We start from the raw sequence: 17,784 nt of genomic DNA, 5'->3' as shown, positions 1-17,784 counted from the left end.
GTGCCCGGCGATCATGTTCCCGGCGGCCAGCCCCTGAAGGCCCGGCGCCTGAAATGGCACACCCAGGACGATGCCATCATCCTCATGCGCACCGACTGTCCGGTCTGCCGCGCCGAGGGCCTGACATCACGTTCCAGAATCCTTGTCACCTGTGGCACAAGATCGGTGATCGCCACGCTGCACCAGATCGAGGACGACTGGCTGCCCCTTTCTGAGGCGGGACTTTCGGAAGCCGCCTGGAAGCGGCTTGGCGCTGTCCCGGGTGCAGACCTCGGCATTGCCCACGCACCGACGCTCCCATCCCTGTCCGATGTCCGCCAGCGGATGACCGGAAGACGGCTTGGCGCGGACGCTTTCGACAGGATCATTTCGGATATCGCATCGGGGAAATATTCCGATGTGCACCTAGCCGCTTTCATATCCGCCTGCTCCACCCTGAAGCTCGATCTCGGGGAAATGAAAGCCCTGACACATGCCATGGTCGGGGCGGGCGAACGGCTGAGCTGGGATGCGGACCTGGTAATCGACAAGCATTGCATCGGAGGCCTGCCCGGCAATCGGACAACGCCGATCGTTGTGGCGATCCTTGCCAGTCAGGGCCTGACAATACCGAAGACCTCTTCGAGAGCCATCACGTCTCCAGCCGGAACCGCCGACACAATGGAAACTCTCACTCGCGTCGATCTGTCGATGTCCGAGATCCGCCGGGTTGTCGAAGCAGAGGGTGGATGCCTTGCCTGGGGCGGCGCCGTCCAGCTGAGCCCCGCCGACGACGTGCTTATCCGGATCGAGAGAGCTCTCGATATCGATGCCGAAGGCCAGCTGATCGCGTCCGTCCTGTCGAAGAAGATCGCTGCGGGCGCAACCCATGTCGTACTCGACCTGCCGGTTGGGCCGACCGCCAAATTGAGAAGCCGGCCGGATGCTGAAGCATTGATCGAACACATGACGGCGGTCGCCGGGGGGTTCGGCCTGCAGACCCGGTTTGTATTGAGCGACGGCAACCAGCCCGTCGGCCGCGGGATCGGTCCGGCCTTGGAAGCATGGGATGTCCTGCACGTCCTCCAGCGGCAACCGGCCGCGCCTCTCGACCTGCGGGCGCGCGCGATTACCCTTGCCGGGGCAGCGCTTGAACTTGCAGGCCGCGTGGCGGAAGGCCAGGGCGGAGACGTAGCCCGCGAGGCGCTTGATGACGGATCGGCCTGGTCGAAATTCCAGGCCATATGCGAAGCGCAGGGCGGGCTTCGGGTCCCCCCTGTCGCGGACCACTCAGCCCCTCTCCTCCCCCGCCTTGCTGGCAGGCTGACGCGCATCGACAACCGCAAGCTTGCAAGACTCGCAAAACTTGCCGGCGCGCCGGAACGTCCTGCCGCCGGCGTTACCCTTCACAAGCGCCTTGGAGACTGGCTGAACCGGGACGAACCCATTGCCACCATCCATGCCGAGGCGCCGGGCGAACTTGGCTATGCCAGGGATTATGCCCGCAGCCACACCGACATGTTCACCATTGAAAGCTCTCCAGAATGACGCTCTATATTCCCCTTCCAGGCAACACCGCCATGGCCAGCGAGCTCGCCCGGCTGACGGGGGGTGAACTGGGCACTCTTGCGGTCCGCCGGTTTCCCGATGAAGAAACCTATGTCCGCATTGAAACCGATGTCAGAGGAAAGCATGTCGATCTGGTCTGCACGCTTGCGCGCCCCGACCCTCAGTTGACCAGGCTCCTCTTTGCCGCCGCGACGGCCCGCGAGCTCGGCGCAGAATCCGTCGGACTGATTGCCCCCTATCTCGCTTACATGCGCCAGGACCGGCGATTTTCCGAAGGAGAGTCCGTGTCAGCACGGCATTTTGCCCGGATGCTGTCGAGCGTTTTCGACCGGCTGGTCACCGTCGATCCGCATTTGCACCGGATACATGATCTGGGAGAAATCTTCCCGATCGCCACACGGGTTATCCATGCAGCACCTGCCCTTGCCGACTGGATCTGGCAGAATGTTGAAAACCCCCTCGTGATCGGACCCGATTCCGAAAGCGAGCAATGGGTGTCCGATGTGGCCTCCCGGGCGGGCGCGCCTTACCTGGTCCTTTCCAAGACACGCCACGGAGACCGTGATGTCGAAATCGCGGCGCCTGGCCTCGCTGATTGGGCCGGACGGCAACCAGTCCTGATCGATGACATCGTCTCTTCCGGACGGACGATGATCGAGGCTGCCCGGCATTTCCAGTCAGCTGGCTTCCCGAAGCCCGTCTGCGTCGTGGTACATGCAATCTTCGCCGATCAATCCTATGCGAGCCTTCAAACCGTCGCCTCCCGGATCGTCTCCACCAACAGCGTCCGTCATCCGTCTGCTGAAATATCCATCGCGCCCCTCCTGGTTGAGACTGGCAAGGCAAACACAGGCGCCTTCGGGTCGCACTGAAGACCGGCAGGAATTGCTGGCGGTGTCCCCCAAGGGAACGAAGCCTCGCATATGTGGAAGCTCCAGAGAGGGCGAGACGGTCCGCCTGAACGGCAAGGCGGACCCTACCCGCCATCCCGGCCGTTCGGCCTCCGCGGGCCGGGCTCTTCCGGTGGAAGGCTCTCGGCACTTTTTTTGAGGGGTCATGCTACCAAGTGCGTAGTGGAGGCAGATGATAAATACCTGAATCGAGGGGGTGAACCATGACCTGCGCCAAATATCGATCTGTGGCCCTTGCGACAGTGGCCCTGATCGGACTGCCGGCACTTGCCCAGGAGACACAGGAACAATCCCCTCCCGATCCGCAGACAGCCGCGCTTCTGGAACGGATCGAACAGCTGGAGGCCGAACTGGCGGATCTTCGCGGTGTGGTCCTGCAATCAACCGAAACGGCCAGCAAGGCGGAAGCCGCGGCCCAGGACGCAGTCGACCGGATTGCTGAGGTACAGGATCAGACATCTCCCGCTCCGTCCTATGCCGTCTCGCCCGGCATGCCCGACACGAAGTGGCACCTTGCCGGGTATGCCGATGTCGGGTTCGTCGGCGGTGACACGCCCGGACCGGATAGCTTCGTCAGCGGCAAGTTCAATCCCGCCCTACATTTCCAGTACAAGGATTTCCTCATCTTTGAAGGAGAATTCGAATACGCGACGACTGGTGATGGCAAAACGGAATCGGAACTCGAGTACTCTCAGATCGATCTTGTATTGAATGACCATGCCGTCCTGGTCGTTGGGAAATATCTGAGCCCGATCGGCCAGTTTCAGGAACGGCTTCATCCAAGCTGGATCAACAAGGTACAAGGCGCACCCGCCGGGTTCGGTCATGATGGCGTTCAGCCGACGAGCGACACCGGTGTCCAGCTGCGGGGCTCGATCCCGGCCGGCTCCACCCGCCTGACCTACGCTCTGGCTGTCGGCAACGGCCCCCGCACAACGTCTGAGGGCGGTGTCGAACTCATGGGGATGGGGAGCGACGACAATTCAAATAAGTCTGTCGGAGGACGGGTAGGATTTTTCCCGATGCCGGCCCTGGAGGTCGGCGGCTCCTACCTGACCGCACGCGTCGATGGCATCATGAACCCCGACATGCCTGTTCCTTCCGGCTCCGGACTTCCGCTCGATGCCCGCTTTCAATTGTGGGGCGTTGACGCGGCCTATACGAAGGGACCGCTTGCAGCCCGTTTCGAATACCTGAAATCCGAACGCGGCAAACTCTTCACGGCAACAGATGAAGAGCCTGACGGTGTCCTGTTGCCGGATCTGGAAATGGAGGCCTGGTATGGGCAAGTGTCATACCGACTGTCCGGCTTCAGTGACTCCGAAATCATCCACAGGCTGGAACCTGTCGTCCGGTACGGGGAATTCAGCATCAGCGGGCACCCCGAACTTGAAGAAGAAAACGCCCAGAACCGCCTGAACGCCGGACTGAACTACTGGCTGGCACCGACCATTGTCGCCAAAGCGGGCCTGGAGTGGCGGGATTACACGGTGCCCGGCGTCCCGGACGAAACGCTCATCCAGTTTCAGCTTGGTTACGGGTTCTGATCCCGAAGAAAGGAGGACATGATGAAGTCCTGCATAATACCGGCATTTACCCTGGCAGCCATCCTCCTGACAGGCGGGTCAGCGGCCATTGCCCAATCAGTGAGCCAGTCAGCGCCTGAAGAAACGCCCGCAACTGAGAGTGCGGCCGAGACCGATCCGATGCAGGTCGTACGCGGAGCGAAAGCCTGGAACGAAACCTGTTCGCGTTGCCACAATCTCCGCTCACCCAGTGAGCTGACGGACGAGGAATGGGACGTTTCGGTCACGCATATGCGGGTGCGCGGCAACCTTCCCGCCTCCGACGTGCGGGACATCCTGGCCTTTCTGCAAGCCAGCAACAATCAATAATCCCTTCTCTTAAAGGATGCGTCTCATGCCTTTCCCCAAAAAGACCGCACGTTTCGGCCTGTCCGCCCTGATGGCTGTCATGGTCCTTGCGGCGCAAGCAAGCGCGCAGGAAGACCCCGATCCCGCGCGTGGCAAGAGGGTCTATCGCGGGACATGTATTGCCTGCCACGGCCCGACGGGCAAGGGCGGCATCCCGGGAACCCCCGACTTCACGAAGGGCAATGGCGTCCTGTCACAGGATGACAGTGTTCTGACCGATCACATCCGGAACGGATTCCGGAGCAAGGGGTCGACCATGCCCATGCCGGCAAAGGGCGGAAATCCGAAACTGACCGATCAGGATATCCAGAATGTCCTGGCTTACCTGCACGAGGAGTTCGGCGAGGAGAATTGATATGCGCCGGCGCGGCCTTTCCAGCGGCAAGCCGATCGCATCCGCGGCCCCGGATCTCCGGGTCCTGTCGCCGACCGGACCCATCCTCTGCCTCTGACGCTCGAGATCGTCCGTACAGAAACCCGAAAACCGGAGAAAAGGCCCCGTGAAATATAGACACCTGCTTGCAGCGCTCCTTCTGGGCAGTGCGATAGCCTTTCCATCGGGCGGCCTTGCACTTGCGCAGGCGCCCCTGACCCTGCCGGAAGCTGTCGACATCGCGCTCGGTGCCGATGATCCGAGCGTCGCAAGGCTGGAACAGGAAGCGCTTGCCTTTGACGACAAGGCGGTCGCCGAGAGCCAGTTGCCCGATCCGGTTGTCAGCGCCCAGATCGCCAATGTCCCGTTTCCCAGCCTCGACTATGACCGGGAACCGATGACGCAGCTGAAATTCGGCGTGCGCCAGGCGCTTCCAAAAGGTGAGACGCTTGCCCTGGCGCGTGAAAAACAGACGGCTCAGGCACAAAGCGCACGGTTTCACAAATCCCTGCAGGAACAGCAAATTGCTCTTGAAGCGCGCCAGACCTGGCTTGAGCTCTCCTATTGGCGCGATGCGCGAAGGCTCACGCTTGAAAGTCAGCGCAAGGTCAGTGAACTTGGCGGCGTCGCCCAGGCCGACTATGCCAGCGGCCGGTCTTCCCTACAGAATGTCCTGCGCATTGATCTGGAAACCTCTTCGCTGGACGCGCGGCTTGTCGACATCCAGCGCAATGAGGACCGGGCCAGGGCAGACCTGATCCGGCTGATCGGCCCCCTGGAAGGGGCGAGGCCGCTTGCATCAGGCGCCCCCATTCTCCCCCCGGTCACCGGTGAAGATCTCATTCGGGAACGCCTTGCCAGCCATCCCTCGCTCCGGGCTCTTGATGCCAGCGTCACATCGAAGAGCCGGGACGTCGACATTGCTGCGGAACAATACAAGCCGGGTATCAGTTTCGATGCCCAATACGGCATCCGGGACTCGCGGTCGGACTTCGGATCCGTCGGGGTCGCCGTCTCGCTCCCCCTCTTTTCGAAAAAGAACAAGGATTATGCCCTGCGCGCGACAAAGCGGCTGCGCGAAGCGGAGAGACTGGCGCGGGACACACAGGCCCTGGAACTCGAACGTGCGCTGCGCCGGGACTGGGCGCAATATACGCGCCTGGGCGAACAGATAGAGGTCTATGAAACCGATGTCCTCGATCGTGCCCGGGACACCCGCGAAGCAGCCATGGCCGCCTACGGCAACAATCTTGCCGATTTTGCCGAACTCGTCCGCGCAGAACTCGCCGTTCTGGATACGGAACTGACTCTCAGCCGGCTGAGAGTCGACCGGCTGCAGGCGCAGGCAAACCTTCTGTTCCTGAGTGGAGACTAGCATGCGTAACACAAAGCTTATCCTGCTCGCGGCCGCATTCGGTCTCGGGCTTGGCGCCGGGGCCGTGGTCATGAGCCTGGTCAGCGGTAGCGCCGATCAGGCATCCGGGAAGCAGCCTTCAGCAGAAAGGAAGCCCCTCTACTGGGCCGCGCCAATGGACAAGAGTTACCGCAGCGACTCTCCCGGCCTGTCGCCCATGGGGATGGAGCTTATTCCGGTTTATGCCGATGACGAGAGTGAGGGCGACGATCGCAACCTCGTCAGGATCAATCCGGCAGTCGAGAACAATATCGGGGTCAGGACAGCGATTGTCGCCACCAGCGAAGCGCTTCCCGCCGTCGAAACCGTCGGCACGGTCCAGATCGACGACGACAATACCTCGGTTGTGGACGTTCGGACCGAAGGCTGGATCGAAAACATGCCCGTCAAGGCGATCGGCGACGAGGTGAGAAAGGGACAATTGCTGTTCCAGATCTATTCGCGCCCCCTCGTCAGTGCGCAGGACGAGTATCTGCAGGCGACGCGCATGGGCAACCAGAACCTGATCACGGCCACAAAATCACGGCTGGTTTCCCTCGGCATGAGTAACCGCGCCATCGAGAGCCTGAAGGAGAGCGGCCAGTCCGAGCGCCTGCTGAATGTCTATTCTCCGAGAAGCGGCATCGTCACGCAGATGGGCGCTGGCGAAGGTGCGTTCGTCAAACCCGGCATGAACGTGCTCAAGATCGCCGACCTCAGAACGGTCTGGGCAATTGCCGATGTCTATGAAGACCAGGTCCACCAGGTCCGTCCCGGTCAGGAAGTCACCATGCGGATGAGTGGGATGCCCGGCCGCGAATGGAAAGGCCTCGTTGAATATATTTACCCGACCGTCAACGCCCGGGCGCGGACCGTTCAGGTCCGGATCAGCTTTGACAACAAGGACGGGCTGCTGAGACCGGACATGTTTGTGCGTCTCAGGATCGAAACCAGCTCCGACGTTCCGTCCGCAGACGCATCGGACAAGGTCGTCATTCCGCGCGAAGCGCTCATCCGGACCGGACGCACCGAACGCGTCATCCTGGCGCTGGGAGATGGCAGGTACCAACCGGCCCAGGTGGTGTCCGGCCGTGAAATCGGGGACGATATCGAAATCTTGTCCGGTCTGGCCGCCGGGGAAAGAATTGTCGTCTCATCGCAATTCCTGCTCGACTCCGAAGCGAGCCTGCGCGGAACCATGCTGAGGCTGACGGCCGGCCAGGACGAAGATGCGCCCATGAATATGGGTTCGTCATCCGAAATGCGGCAGGAAGGCGCGCCAGAAACACAGCCCGCCGATACGGCGCAGACTCGCGGCATGGTCGTATCTGTCATGCAGGCGCATGGCATGGTGACCATCGAGCACGCCCCGGTCGAAGCCCTCGGCTGGCCATCCATGACCATGGCGTTTGTGACGGATCCGGCTCTGCTGAAAGACATCGGCAAGGGAGACAATGTCGACATTACAGTCAGGGCCGCGCCGGACGACAATGGAAATTACGTCCTCTCGGACATCCGCAAGATCTCGCCGGCCCGGGTGGACGCACAATGATTGCAAGTCTTGTCCGCTGGTCCATCGGGAACCGGGTCCTGATCCTCCTGCTCGCCGCACTCCTGGCCGTCTGGGGCGGGTACACCCTTAAAAAGACGCCCCTGGATGCCATTCCGGACCTCTCTGATGTTCAGGTCATTATCAAGACCACCTATCCGGGCCAGGCGCCCCAGGTCGTGGAAGACCAGGTGACCTATCCGCTGACGACGGCCATGCTGGCCGTGCCCGGCGCGGTCACGGTCCGCGGGTACTCGTTCTTCAATGACAGTTTCGTCTATGTCATCTTCGAGGACGGAACCGATCTCTACTGGGCCCGCTCGCGGGTTCTTGAATACCTCTCCCAGGTCGCACCGACATTGCCAGCGGCCTCCCGCTCCGCGCTGGGTCCGGACGCAACCGGGGTCGGCTGGGTCTATCAGTATGCGCTGGTCGACCGGACCGGCCGGCACGACCTCTCCCAGCTCCGCTCCATACAGGACTGGTTCCTGAAATACGAATTGCAGACGATCGACGGGGTATCCGAAGTCGCAACGATCGGGGGCATGGTCAAACAATACCAAGTCGTCGTTGACCCGGAAAAACTCCGCACGTACGGCATTCCGCTGGACAAGGTCCGTTCCGAGATCGTACGCGGCAACCAGGAAACGGGTGGCCGCGTCATCGAAATGGCCGAAGCCGAGTACATGGTTCGCGCGTCCGGCTACATCAAGGGCATCAAGGACCTCGAATCCATTCCCCTGTCGGTGACTGACAAGGGCACGCCGATCCTTCTGCGGGATGTTGCCCAGATCCGCCTCGGCCCGGAACTCAGGCGCGGAATCGGCGAACTCAATGGTGAGGGCGAAGCGGTCGGCGGCGTGATAATCATGCGCTACGGCGAAAACGCCATGCGCACGATCGACCTCGTGAAAGAGAAACTGGAAACCCTGAAGGAGAGCCTGCCTGAAGGTGTCGAGATCGTGACGACCTATGACCGGTCTTCCCTGATCGAGCGGGCGGTCGATACGTTGAAGGAGAAGCTCGTCGAGGAATTTATCGTCGTGCTCCTGGTCTGCGCCCTGTTCCTGTTCCACGTTCGCAGCGCGGTTGTCATCCTGCTCAGCCTGCCGCTCGGAATACTGGCGGCGTTCATCGTGATGGACGCTCAGGGCATTAATGCCAACATCATGTCGCTCGGAGGGATCGCCATCGCCATCGGTGCTATGGTCGATGCCGCGATCGTCATGATCGAGAACATGCACAAGCACATCGAGCGAACGCCTCTGACGAATGAAAACCGCTGGGCGGTCGTGACCCAGGCGGCAATCGAGGTCGGCCCTGCGCTTTTCTTCTCCCTGCTGATCATTACATTCAGCTTTCTCCCGATCTTTGCACTGGAGGCTCAGGAAGGACGGCTCTTCCATCCACTGGCTTTCACAAAGACCTATGCGATGGCCGGCGCGGCGATCCTGTCCGTTACGCTTGTGCCGGTACTCATGGGTTACTTCATCCGGGGCCGGGTTCTGCCCGAACACAAGAACCCGGTGAACCGTCTGTTGATGGGGATCTACCAGCCCTTCATCAACATGGTTCTCAGAGCGCCGGTTCTGATGATCGTGATCGCATTCGCGGTCATGGCCAGCGCGATCATCCCCCTCAGCCGGATGGGGTCGGAGTTCATGCCGGATCTCGACGAAGGCGATCTGCTCTATATGCCGAGCGCATTCCCGGCGGTCTCGGCCGGGAAAATGTCCCAGATATTACAGCAAACCGACAAGCTGATCATGACTGTTCCGGAAGTCGAGACAGTCTACGCCAAGGCGGGACGGGCAGAGACGGCGACCGACCCTGCACCGCTCACCATGGTCGAGACCACGATCCGCCTGAAGCCAAAGGAAGACTGGCGTCCCGGCATGACAACCGCCAAGCTGAAAAAGGAGCTGGATTCGATCGTCCAGGTTCCCAGTCTCACCAATGTCTGGATCATGCCGATCAAGAACCGGATCGACATGCTTGCCACCGGCATCAAGACCCCGATCGGGATCAAGGTTGCCGGTCCTGATCTCCAGGTCATCGGCGATGTCGCCCAGCAGATTGAAACGGTGATCAAGGACGTTCCCGGAACATCTTCGGTTTATGCCGAACGGGTGACCGGCGGACGCTTCGTGGATGTTGATATCGAGCGTGAGGAAGCGGCCCGGTTCGGGCTGAATGTGGCAGATGTGCAGGACCTGGTGAAGACCGCCATCGGCGGCATGACCGTCACCCAGTCCGTCGAGGGACTGGAGCGCTATCCTGTGAATGTGCGCTATCCCCGGGAATATCGTGACTCTCTGGAACGGCTGGAAAACCTCCCGGTCGTGACGAAGACCGGAGCACAGATACCCCTCTCGCGCCTTGTCGACATTTCCATTTCCGGCGGGCCGGGCGTCATCAGGAGCGAGAATGCCCGCCTGAACGGATGGATCTATGTGGACATATCCGATGTCGACATCGGAACCTATGTCAGGAATGCCAAGAAGGCGGTCGAACAAATCGACCTGCCCGCAGGTTATTCCCTGTCCTGGTCGGGCCAGTATGAATACATGCAGCGCGCCAAGCAGCGCCTCAGCCTCGTCGTTCCGCTGACCCTGGTCATTATCCTTCTGCTGCTCTTCCTCAATTTCAGGCGGCTTGTGCCAGTCTTCATCATCATGGGGACCCTGCCCCTGGCGCTCGTCGGCGGGCTCTGGTTCCTGGACATGCTGGGTTACAACATGTCGGTTGCAGTCGGTGTCGGATTCATTGCGCTCGCCGGGGTATCCGTCGAGATCGGCGTTCTGATGATGGTGTATCTGGAGCATGCTCTGGAGGCCAGAATCGAGCAGGCGCGGGCCGAAAAGCGCGATCTGACCAGGTCTGACCTTCGCGCGGCGGTCATTGAGGGAGCATTGCTTCGCGTCCGCCCCATCATGATGACGGTCGCGGTCGTGATTGCCGGCCTCCTCCCGATCATGCTGGGTTCCGGAACCGGCTCTGAAGTCATGCGCCGCATTGCCGCCCCGATGGTCGGCGGAATGACCAGCGCAACCGTACTGACATTGCTCGTCATCCCCGCCGCATTCCTGATCTGGCAGACACTTGCCCTTAAACTCCCGAAAGAGACATTGGGGACAGAATGAACCTGGGCCATCTGCCACATTGGCCGGTCAAAGGCCTGGAAGAGGTTCTGGGCGGCCACCTTGAGCTCCCGGCCCTCGCCGTCGGTCATATCGCCCTGCACCTGCGAGGGAGGCGCCAGCAGACATAATCTTCTCGCCCCTCCCGCCTCGCCGCGCATTCTCGCCGCTACTGCGCCCTCATGCGCAATATATTGCCATGACAAGCAGCGTTCCGGGTTTGTCCGTGCCCAGATGTATGGTCAGCCCGATACCTGGCCGTTCGTGGTCGTTTTGACCTTGAGCCATCCGGCCCTGAACGCCCTTCTGCGCTGAATTCTTGGGCAATTCGCACGGCGCAGCGCACCAGTTTTTGGCAGGGACAATTTCGAGACAAAAAAATCCAAATCCCGGACTTGCAAGCTGTATAGACAGGTCTATAGTTTTCGAACAAGGTCCAAGAAACGGGGAAAGGGAATAATCAATGTCTCCAGCAAAAAATCGCATTCTGATGGGTGCCGCCATCGCGCCGATCGTTTTGTGGCTCTATGCCCAGCCTGCCGCTGCACAGGAGTCCTCCGGCGAGGACGGCGCGAAAGTCGAAGAAACAGTCACAGTCACCGGCAGCCGCATCAAACGAAAAGACCTGACCAGCGTCGGCCCTGTCACGGTCCTCGACAGCGTCCAGATCGAACAGACCGGCATTTCGAACCTCGAAACGCTGCTTCAGCGTCTTCCGTCCTCTGCCGGATTTGGAGGTAACTCCAACAGCGCCTATTGGGTCTCCAATGGCTGGGGCACGCCCCAGATCAACCTGCGCGGCCTTGGCGTCAACAGGACCCTGGTCCTTCTGAATGGCCGCAGGCTTGTCTATGGCGGAACCGGGGCGAACAGCGCGGTGGATCTCTCCATGATACCCATGTCGCTCGTATCCCGCGTCGAAGTGCTGAAGGACGGCGCGTCGGCAACCTATGGCGCAGACGCCGTTGCCGGCGTGATCAACTTGATCACCAAGGAAGGGTATGACGGGTTCGAAGCATCGGCCAAGTATGGCATGACCGATGAAGGGGACGGCGAGGAAACCCTCCTGGAAATGAGCTGGGGCAACTCAACGCCCGCCGGCGACATCATGTTCAATGTCAGCTATCAGGACAATGGAGCCGCCCCTCTCTGGGACAAGAGCCGCGCGCCTTGCCCCGGTACGCCGACGCCAAACGGCTTTGTATGCGACGGGCTAAGCTCGTCGACGATCGGCGGCCGCGGTACAGTTCCGGCCGGATATGTCATGCCGGATGGCACGGTCCTGACCGGACCGACACGGATCAATTTCAACCAGGACCCGAATGGAGATGGCGACTCTTTCCATATCTATGACGGTGCGCTGGACGGGTTCAACTACAACCGCTACTTCAATGCGTCCAATCCGCTGGAACGCCTGAGCTTTGCGACCTTTGGCACCTATCACCTGACCGAGCATGCCGACCTGTTTGCCGAACTGCTCTATACGAAGCGCTGGTCAAGCCAGCCGGCCTCTCCGGCGACGCTGGTGAATGTTGCATTCGATGCCTCTCACCCGACCAATCCAACCGGGATCGATTTTGTTCTCGAACGCCGCCGTCTGCTCGAAAATGGCGCGCGGACGTTCGAGCAGGAAACCGATACGTTCCGTATCGTTACAGGTGTCAGGGGCTCGCTCGGTGGCTCCTGGAGCTATGAGGCCGCCCTGAACTGGGGCCGCAATACCGGTTCGGACTCCATTCTCAACAATATCAATACCGGCAGACTCGCCCAGACACTCGATCCCGCAACCTGCGGAACCGGGGGCATTCCGTGTGCTGACCTGTTCGGATACGGAGACGTCACCCAGGACGTGCTGGACTATATCGTGTTCACCCAAACTGGTCTTGGCGGAAATGAGCAAAAAGCAATCAGCGCGAGCATGAGCGGCGAGGCCTTCCAGCTTCCGGCCGGACCTGTCGGCGTCGCGTTCGGTGCTGACTGGCGGGAAGACAAGGGTTGGCGCAATCCCGACTCTCTCGCGGTTGCCGGCCTGGCGCTCGGAAATCAGGAGGACCCCATCTCCGGATCCACCAAGGCAACCGAGGTCTTCGCCGAAATCGACGTGCCCCTGTTGAAGGACAAACCCTTCATCGAGGCGCTCGATTTTGACGGTGCGATCCGCTACTCCGACTATGACCTGTTCGGAAGCGACACCAATTACAAGGCCGGATTGAACTGGCGGATCAATCCCGCGCTCAAGTTCCGCGGCACCTATACAACTGCCTTCCGCATCCCCAACATACCGGAACTCTTTGGCGGGGTTTCCGAAGGCAACCTGACGACGGTCGATCCGTGCTCGAACTGGTCATCCCTGTCTCCGTCAAGCAACATTTACCAGAACTGCCAGGCTGCCGGGGTACCGACCAATTATGTCCAGCTCGGCAATACGGTCCTGACAGATGCCGGCGGCAACCCGGATCTCCAGCCGGAGTCGGCAGAATCCTTCACCCTGGGGACGGTCTTCCAGCCAATCGAAGGTCTGTCTCTGACACTCGACTATTTTGACATCCAGATCGACAATGCGATCCGGACCACGCCAGGTTCCACCAAGCTCCTGTTGTGCTACGAATCCGTCAACCTGTCGCACGAGTTCTGTGGCCCGCAGCATCACACCCGCAACCCGCTCAATGGTGACGTCAATTATCTCTCCACGCAGAACGCCAATACCGGTAGCGAGACGATGAAGGGCCTGGACATTGGCGTCGTCTACTCTTTCGAGAAGTTTGGCCTCGACCACGCGCTTGATCTGAAAGCGACCTATCTCTCCGAATATGAGACGGTCGCGTTTGATGGCGACACACCGACGGTCATCGACGGCCATATCGGCGGCGGGAATGGCGGCTATCCGAACTGGCGCGCTGTCGGATCGTGGACGACCACGGCCCGGAAATGGAGCGGAACCTATTCCGTTCAGATGATCGGCGAAGGCGATGATTTCTATGCCACCTCCGGTCCGGGCTCCAGTATTCCCGCCCAGTTCTACCACAATGCACAGCTGTCATATGATCTCAGCGACGCGCTTCGCCTGAGTGTCGGGATTGACAATATCTTCCAGAATGACCCGCCCTTCGTGGCCAGCTGGACGGACGGCAATACCGATACGATGACCTATGACCTGCTCGGTCGGCGCGGTTATCTGCGTGTGACCTACAGACGATAGCGCAGGCTTTCAGGACCCCCATCGGCAGGCTGCCTACCGATGGGGGTCCGGTTTTCCCCTTCCCATACCGGATCAATGTGAGGTGCCGGCCATGGCCAGAGCAATCGCCTTCAATGTACGCCAGTGGCACAAGTGGGTTTCGCTGTTTGTCGGAATACAGGCCATGCTCTGGCTGGCATCCGGCCTCTACATGGTGATCATCAACCTGAACTTCATTCATGGTGATCATCTCGTCCGCAACATGTCCGATACGCTACCGCCGGGCTACACGCCGGGCTTCGGATTCGAAGAGGTCATGTCAAGCTATCCGCAAGCTGAACTGATTTCCCTCGAAACATGGCTCGGCAAGCCGTATTACCGTGTCCAGACGATTGATGGCCGGGTCCTTGTTGATGCGCAGACCGGAATCCAGCGGTCTCCTCTCGACCGGACCGACGCGATCGCCGTTGCCCAATACCACTATGCCCGCCCGGGCGAGGCAAAATCCGCGCAGTTGCTCGTGGATCAGGCCAATGCGCCAAGCGAAATACAGGGCCGAAAGCTGCCTCTGTGGAGAATCGATTTCGAGGACCCGGGCAGGACGTCCTTCTACGTCTCACCGGACGATGGGGCGCTTGTTACCCGGCGGCACGATTATTGGCGGATTTTCGATTTCGTATGGATGCTGCACATCATGGACTACAAGGACAGGGCCGATGTGAACAACACACTCCTGCGCGCATTTGCCGGTCTTGGACTCATCCTCTCGATTGCAGGTATCTGGTTGCTCTGGTTCAGCTTCAAACACCGCCGCGGAGTCCGTTGACCCATGACAATCATTCGGGAAGTTCATAAATGGATTGGCCTTCTGCTCGGACTGCAGTTGCTGCTGTGGATGTTCAGTGGTCTGGGCATGGCCATTCTGCCGCACGCGAAGGTCGCCGGCGACCATCACAGGGTGGATTCAGAACCAGGACTGCTTCTGGCGGAGGTTACTGAGCAGATCGCTCCGCCACTATCCGGGAGTGCTTCGGATGTCCGCCGGGTCGAATTGCGCCTCCTCTCAGATCGAGCCGTCTTCCAGGTCGATACCGGAGGGGGGGCATACCTTTTGGACGCAGCAAGTGGATCCCCGATTGCGATCGATGAAAGCGGTGCCCGGCAAATTGCGGCGCGCGATTATTCCGGCGATGCAGGAATTTCGACCGTCAGACATCTCGAACATCCGACGCTGGAGATCAGGGACCATGCCGGCCCCGCCTGGCAGGTCAACTTCAGTGATCCGGAACGTACAAGCCTCTATGTGTCTGCCGAAACGGGCGACATACTTGAAAGGCGGAACAATTACTGGCGAACATTCGATACGCTCTGGATGCTCCACATCATGGACTATTCCAATAGGTCGAACTTCAACAATCCACTCGTCATCCTGTCGGCCCTTATCCTTTTCTGGCTCGGCCTGAGCGGCCTTGTGCTCTGGTGGGACAGCTTCCACCGGGAGGATTTCCGCGCCATCGTCTCCCGCTTGACCGGCAAGAAACCGGTCCTCCTGTCCGTGGCAAGCCCGAGCGGGGACCTGCTGAAGACTGTCCGAACCCCGGGACACCAGACCCTTTACGCCGCACTGGAGGCTGAAGGCTATGCACTTCCCTCTTCGTGTGGAGGGGGCGGGTCCTGCGGGCTCTGCAAGATCAAGACGAGTCCTGATTCGCCGGCAACAGCCGCCGATCGCAGGCAGATACCGGAAGCGGATCTTGACCGGGGTGTCCGGCTGGCCTGCCAGCATCGTCTGTCATCTGACGTGTCCGTCACGCTTCCCGACGGCCTGCTTGACGCGAGACGCCTTGACGGCGAAGTCGTCTCTTCCAGACGTCTCACGCCGGACATGTTTGAAATTCGCATCGCCCTTCCGGCGCCCCTGGGATTTCGCTCTGGCAGCTATATCGAAGTGGAAATTCCGCCCTACAGTACGGACCTGGACCAGATCAACCTTCCGGATTCGGTCAAATCGCTGTGGCGGACATCCGGAACAGGCGAGCGCATCCAGTCCGCTCGTCCGCTCGTTCGCACCTATTCCCTTGCCAATGCGCCAGGCGAGACCGGCAGCGAAGTGACGCTGATTGTCCGCCTCGTTCTGGCAGGTCCCGAACATGCCGGAGCGCCCGTCGGTCTCGGATCGGCCTATATGACCTCGCGCCGACCGGGCGATACCCTTTCCCTGAGGGGCCCGCTCGGAGATTTCCATGTGGGCGAGCACGAGGAAGAGCGTGTCTTTATCGGCGGCGGTGCCGGCATTGCCCCCCTGCGCTCGATGATCCGGGACCAGTTGCTCAACAAGGGTTCGACGTCCCGGATGTGGCTCTGGTACGGCGCAAGAACCCCGGAGGCGCTGGCATACCGGGAGGAATTCGAGCAATTGGCCACGGACTTCGACAATTTTTCATGGCAAGCCGCACTCTCGCATCTGGAGCCTCACCAGGAATGGGAAGGGCACAAGGGGTGGATCCACGAGATCTTCCGGGACAATTTTCTCGCCACACACCCGGACCCCGGGCGCTGCAGCTTCTACGTATGCGGACCGCCGCCTATGCTGGAGGCCGTTCTCAACCTGCTGCGAGGAGCGGGAATCAGGGAAGAAAAGATTGCATTTGATGATTTTGGCATCTGATCCGGCTCACTCTCCAGCCCGGGGCGGCAATATTTCGGCCCTGCAACTCCCGCAGCCCGCAGCGCCGGATTAGCCCGGCCCGACAACACATGACAGATAGCCCTGGCCTCTTCCGCGCGTGCGACCATGGCGCCTTGTGCCTGAAAGCACTTGAATCCTGACGCTCTTGGATGGAAAGGACACCTGCACTGGACACCGCGGAGGCTGTACTTGTCACATTCTTTGCTCCTGCCTGCCACCCGAAGTGTTCCCTGTCACCCGCACGCCGACGTCGATCAGCCGGCCCTTTTGAAGAACCTGGATAATACAGATGTCACCTGCCCCACTTTATGAACAGATCAAGCAGCATATCACTGATCTGATCGAAACCGGTGAACTGGGCCCGAATGACCGCCTGCCGTCCGAGACGGATCTGGCAGCGGAATTTCAGGTCGCCCGGATGACCGTTCACCGCGCCATCAAGGAACTCAAGGATTCAGGGGTCGTGACCCGAATCGCAGGTGTGGGCACATTTGTCGCTGAAACCCAGTCGAGCGGGCAATTGATTGCGGTCAACAACATTGCCGATGAGATCCGCTCACGGAACAGCGCCTACTCAGCCGTGATGGTTCAGAATGCAAGAGAGCGGGCCTCTAGAGCCGTTGCGCAACAACTGGAGATCGACCCGGGCTCACCGGTATTCCACTCGATCGTTGTCCACATGGAGAACGGGACTCCCCTTCAGCTGGAAGAGCGTTTCGTGCCGCAATGCCTGTTGCCAGGATATGGCGATGTGGATTTCAGCCGGACAACGCCAAACGAATATCTGATGAAACATGCCCCGCTCCAGAAATTCGAGCACAGGGTCAAATCCGTACTAGCCGAACCGGACGTGCGCAAACTTCTGAGGATCAACAAGGATGAACCCTGCCTAGTCCTGTTGCGCCGTACATGGAGCCGTCGGCGAGTCGTCTCCTTTGCCCGCATGACGTATCCAGGTTCGCGCTACGAATTTCTCGATCGTGTCGCCTCCGCCTGAAAGGGCTGAAGGCGATCCATCGCCGTCGTTGAGGGACCGAACCGGGCAGGCCTGCCGGGCCCGTTCAGCCCC

13 protein-coding genes are annotated in these 17,784 nt (G+C 60.3%); all 13 read left to right on the top strand.

Annotation, left to right across the window (positions count from 1 at the left end; all coding sequences use genetic code 11):
- The 13 genes from HY26_RS08430 to hutC all read left to right on the top strand — a co-directional run bounded on the left by HY26_RS08430 (position 1) and on the right by hutC (position 17,712).
- Positions 1-1,527, top strand: a complete 1,527-nt coding sequence (locus tag HY26_RS08430) for a thymidine phosphorylase family protein (RefSeq protein WP_112073396.1) — start codon at positions 1-3, stop codon at positions 1,525-1,527.
- On the top strand, positions 1,524-2,420 hold the full coding sequence (locus HY26_RS08425; RefSeq protein ID WP_112073381.1) for a ribose-phosphate pyrophosphokinase: 897 nt from the start codon (positions 1,524-1,526) through the stop codon (positions 2,418-2,420). The genes HY26_RS08430 and HY26_RS08425 overlap by 4 nt, the downstream gene beginning before the upstream one ends.
- A gap of 242 nt (positions 2,421-2,662) precedes the next feature.
- Complete coding sequence (locus HY26_RS08420; protein WP_112073380.1) at positions 2,663-4,006, top strand: hypothetical protein; 1,344 nt, start codon at positions 2,663-2,665, stop codon at positions 4,004-4,006.
- Between the two features lie 18 nt (positions 4,007-4,024).
- Complete coding sequence (locus tag HY26_RS08415) at positions 4,025-4,354, top strand: cytochrome c (protein ID WP_112073379.1); 330 nt, start codon at positions 4,025-4,027, stop codon at positions 4,352-4,354.
- Between the two features lie 25 nt (positions 4,355-4,379).
- Positions 4,380-4,748 (top strand): cytochrome c5 family protein, encoded by a 369-nt coding sequence (locus tag HY26_RS08410; protein WP_158531453.1) that lies wholly within the window; start codon positions 4,380-4,382, stop codon positions 4,746-4,748.
- 145 nt (positions 4,749-4,893) lie between these two features.
- Positions 4,894-6,141: a TolC family protein gene (locus HY26_RS08405; protein ID WP_112073378.1), complete on the top strand. Its 1,248-nt coding sequence runs from the start codon at positions 4,894-4,896 to the stop codon at positions 6,139-6,141.
- Between the two features lies 1 nt (position 6,142).
- Positions 6,143-7,711 carry an efflux RND transporter periplasmic adaptor subunit gene (locus HY26_RS08400; RefSeq protein ID WP_112073377.1) on the top strand — a complete coding sequence of 523 codons (1,569 nt, stop codon included), beginning with the start codon at positions 6,143-6,145 and terminating at the stop codon, positions 7,709-7,711.
- Positions 7,708-10,851 (top strand): efflux RND transporter permease subunit, encoded by a 3,144-nt coding sequence (locus HY26_RS08395; protein ID WP_112073376.1) that lies wholly within the window; start codon positions 7,708-7,710, stop codon positions 10,849-10,851. The genes HY26_RS08400 and HY26_RS08395 overlap by 4 nt, the downstream gene beginning before the upstream one ends.
- Positions 10,848-10,979, top strand: coding sequence for a hypothetical protein (locus HY26_RS19355; RefSeq protein WP_255567032.1), 132 nt, complete (start codon positions 10,848-10,850; stop codon positions 10,977-10,979). Before HY26_RS08395 ends, HY26_RS19355 begins: the two co-directional genes overlap by 4 nt.
- A gap of 332 nt (positions 10,980-11,311) precedes the next feature.
- Positions 11,312-14,047: a TonB-dependent receptor gene (locus HY26_RS08390; RefSeq protein WP_081813149.1), complete on the top strand. Its 2,736-nt coding sequence runs from the start codon at positions 11,312-11,314 to the stop codon at positions 14,045-14,047.
- Between the two features lie 91 nt (positions 14,048-14,138).
- Complete coding sequence (locus tag HY26_RS08385) at positions 14,139-14,852, top strand: PepSY domain-containing protein (protein WP_034767330.1); 714 nt, start codon at positions 14,139-14,141, stop codon at positions 14,850-14,852.
- Positions 14,853-14,855: 3 nt separating this feature from the next.
- A complete protein-coding gene (locus HY26_RS08380) occupies positions 14,856-16,694 on the top strand; it encodes a PepSY domain-containing protein (RefSeq protein WP_112073375.1) in 1,839 nt (612 codons plus the stop codon).
- Positions 16,695-17,004: 310 nt separating this feature from the next.
- Positions 17,005-17,712, top strand: coding sequence for a histidine utilization repressor (hutC, locus tag HY26_RS08375; RefSeq protein ID WP_034767335.1), 708 nt, complete (start codon positions 17,005-17,007; stop codon positions 17,710-17,712).
- Positions 17,713-17,784: the final 72 nt, after the last annotated feature.

Source organism: Hyphomonas sp. GM-8P (genome assembly GCF_003263315.1).
In the GTDB taxonomy this organism is placed as follows: Bacteria; Pseudomonadota; Alphaproteobacteria; order Caulobacterales; family Hyphomonadaceae; genus Hyphomonas.
The sequence above is the reverse complement of the archived record's forward strand: the minus strand, read 5'-3'. Positions and strand labels throughout refer to the sequence as shown.

What these genes read in the sequence shown, in the direction of transcription:
- HY26_RS08425 (WP_112073381.1), top strand. Translation starts at nt 1,524, where the DNA reads ATGACGCTCTATATTCCCCTTCCAGGCAACACCGCCATGGCCAGCGAG.
- HY26_RS08420 (WP_112073380.1), top strand. Translation starts at nt 2,663, where the DNA reads ATGACCTGCGCCAAATATCGATCTGTGGCCCTTGCGACAGTGGCCCTG.
- HY26_RS08415 (WP_112073379.1), top strand. Translation starts at nt 4,025, where the DNA reads ATGATGAAGTCCTGCATAATACCGGCATTTACCCTGGCAGCCATCCTC.
- HY26_RS08410 (WP_158531453.1), top strand. Translation starts at nt 4,380, where the DNA reads ATGCCTTTCCCCAAAAAGACCGCACGTTTCGGCCTGTCCGCCCTGATG.
- HY26_RS08400 (WP_112073377.1), top strand. Translation starts at nt 6,143, where the DNA reads ATGCGTAACACAAAGCTTATCCTGCTCGCGGCCGCATTCGGTCTCGGG.
- HY26_RS08395 (WP_112073376.1), top strand. Translation starts at nt 7,708, where the DNA reads ATGATTGCAAGTCTTGTCCGCTGGTCCATCGGGAACCGGGTCCTGATC.
- HY26_RS19355 (WP_255567032.1), top strand. Translation starts at nt 10,848, where the DNA reads ATGAACCTGGGCCATCTGCCACATTGGCCGGTCAAAGGCCTGGAAGAG.
- HY26_RS08390 (WP_081813149.1), top strand. Translation starts at nt 11,312, where the DNA reads ATGTCTCCAGCAAAAAATCGCATTCTGATGGGTGCCGCCATCGCGCCG.
- HY26_RS08385 (WP_034767330.1), top strand. Translation starts at nt 14,139, where the DNA reads ATGGCCAGAGCAATCGCCTTCAATGTACGCCAGTGGCACAAGTGGGTT.
- HY26_RS08380 (WP_112073375.1), top strand. Translation starts at nt 14,856, where the DNA reads ATGACAATCATTCGGGAAGTTCATAAATGGATTGGCCTTCTGCTCGGA.
- hutC (WP_034767335.1), top strand. Translation starts at nt 17,005, where the DNA reads ATGTCACCTGCCCCACTTTATGAACAGATCAAGCAGCATATCACTGAT.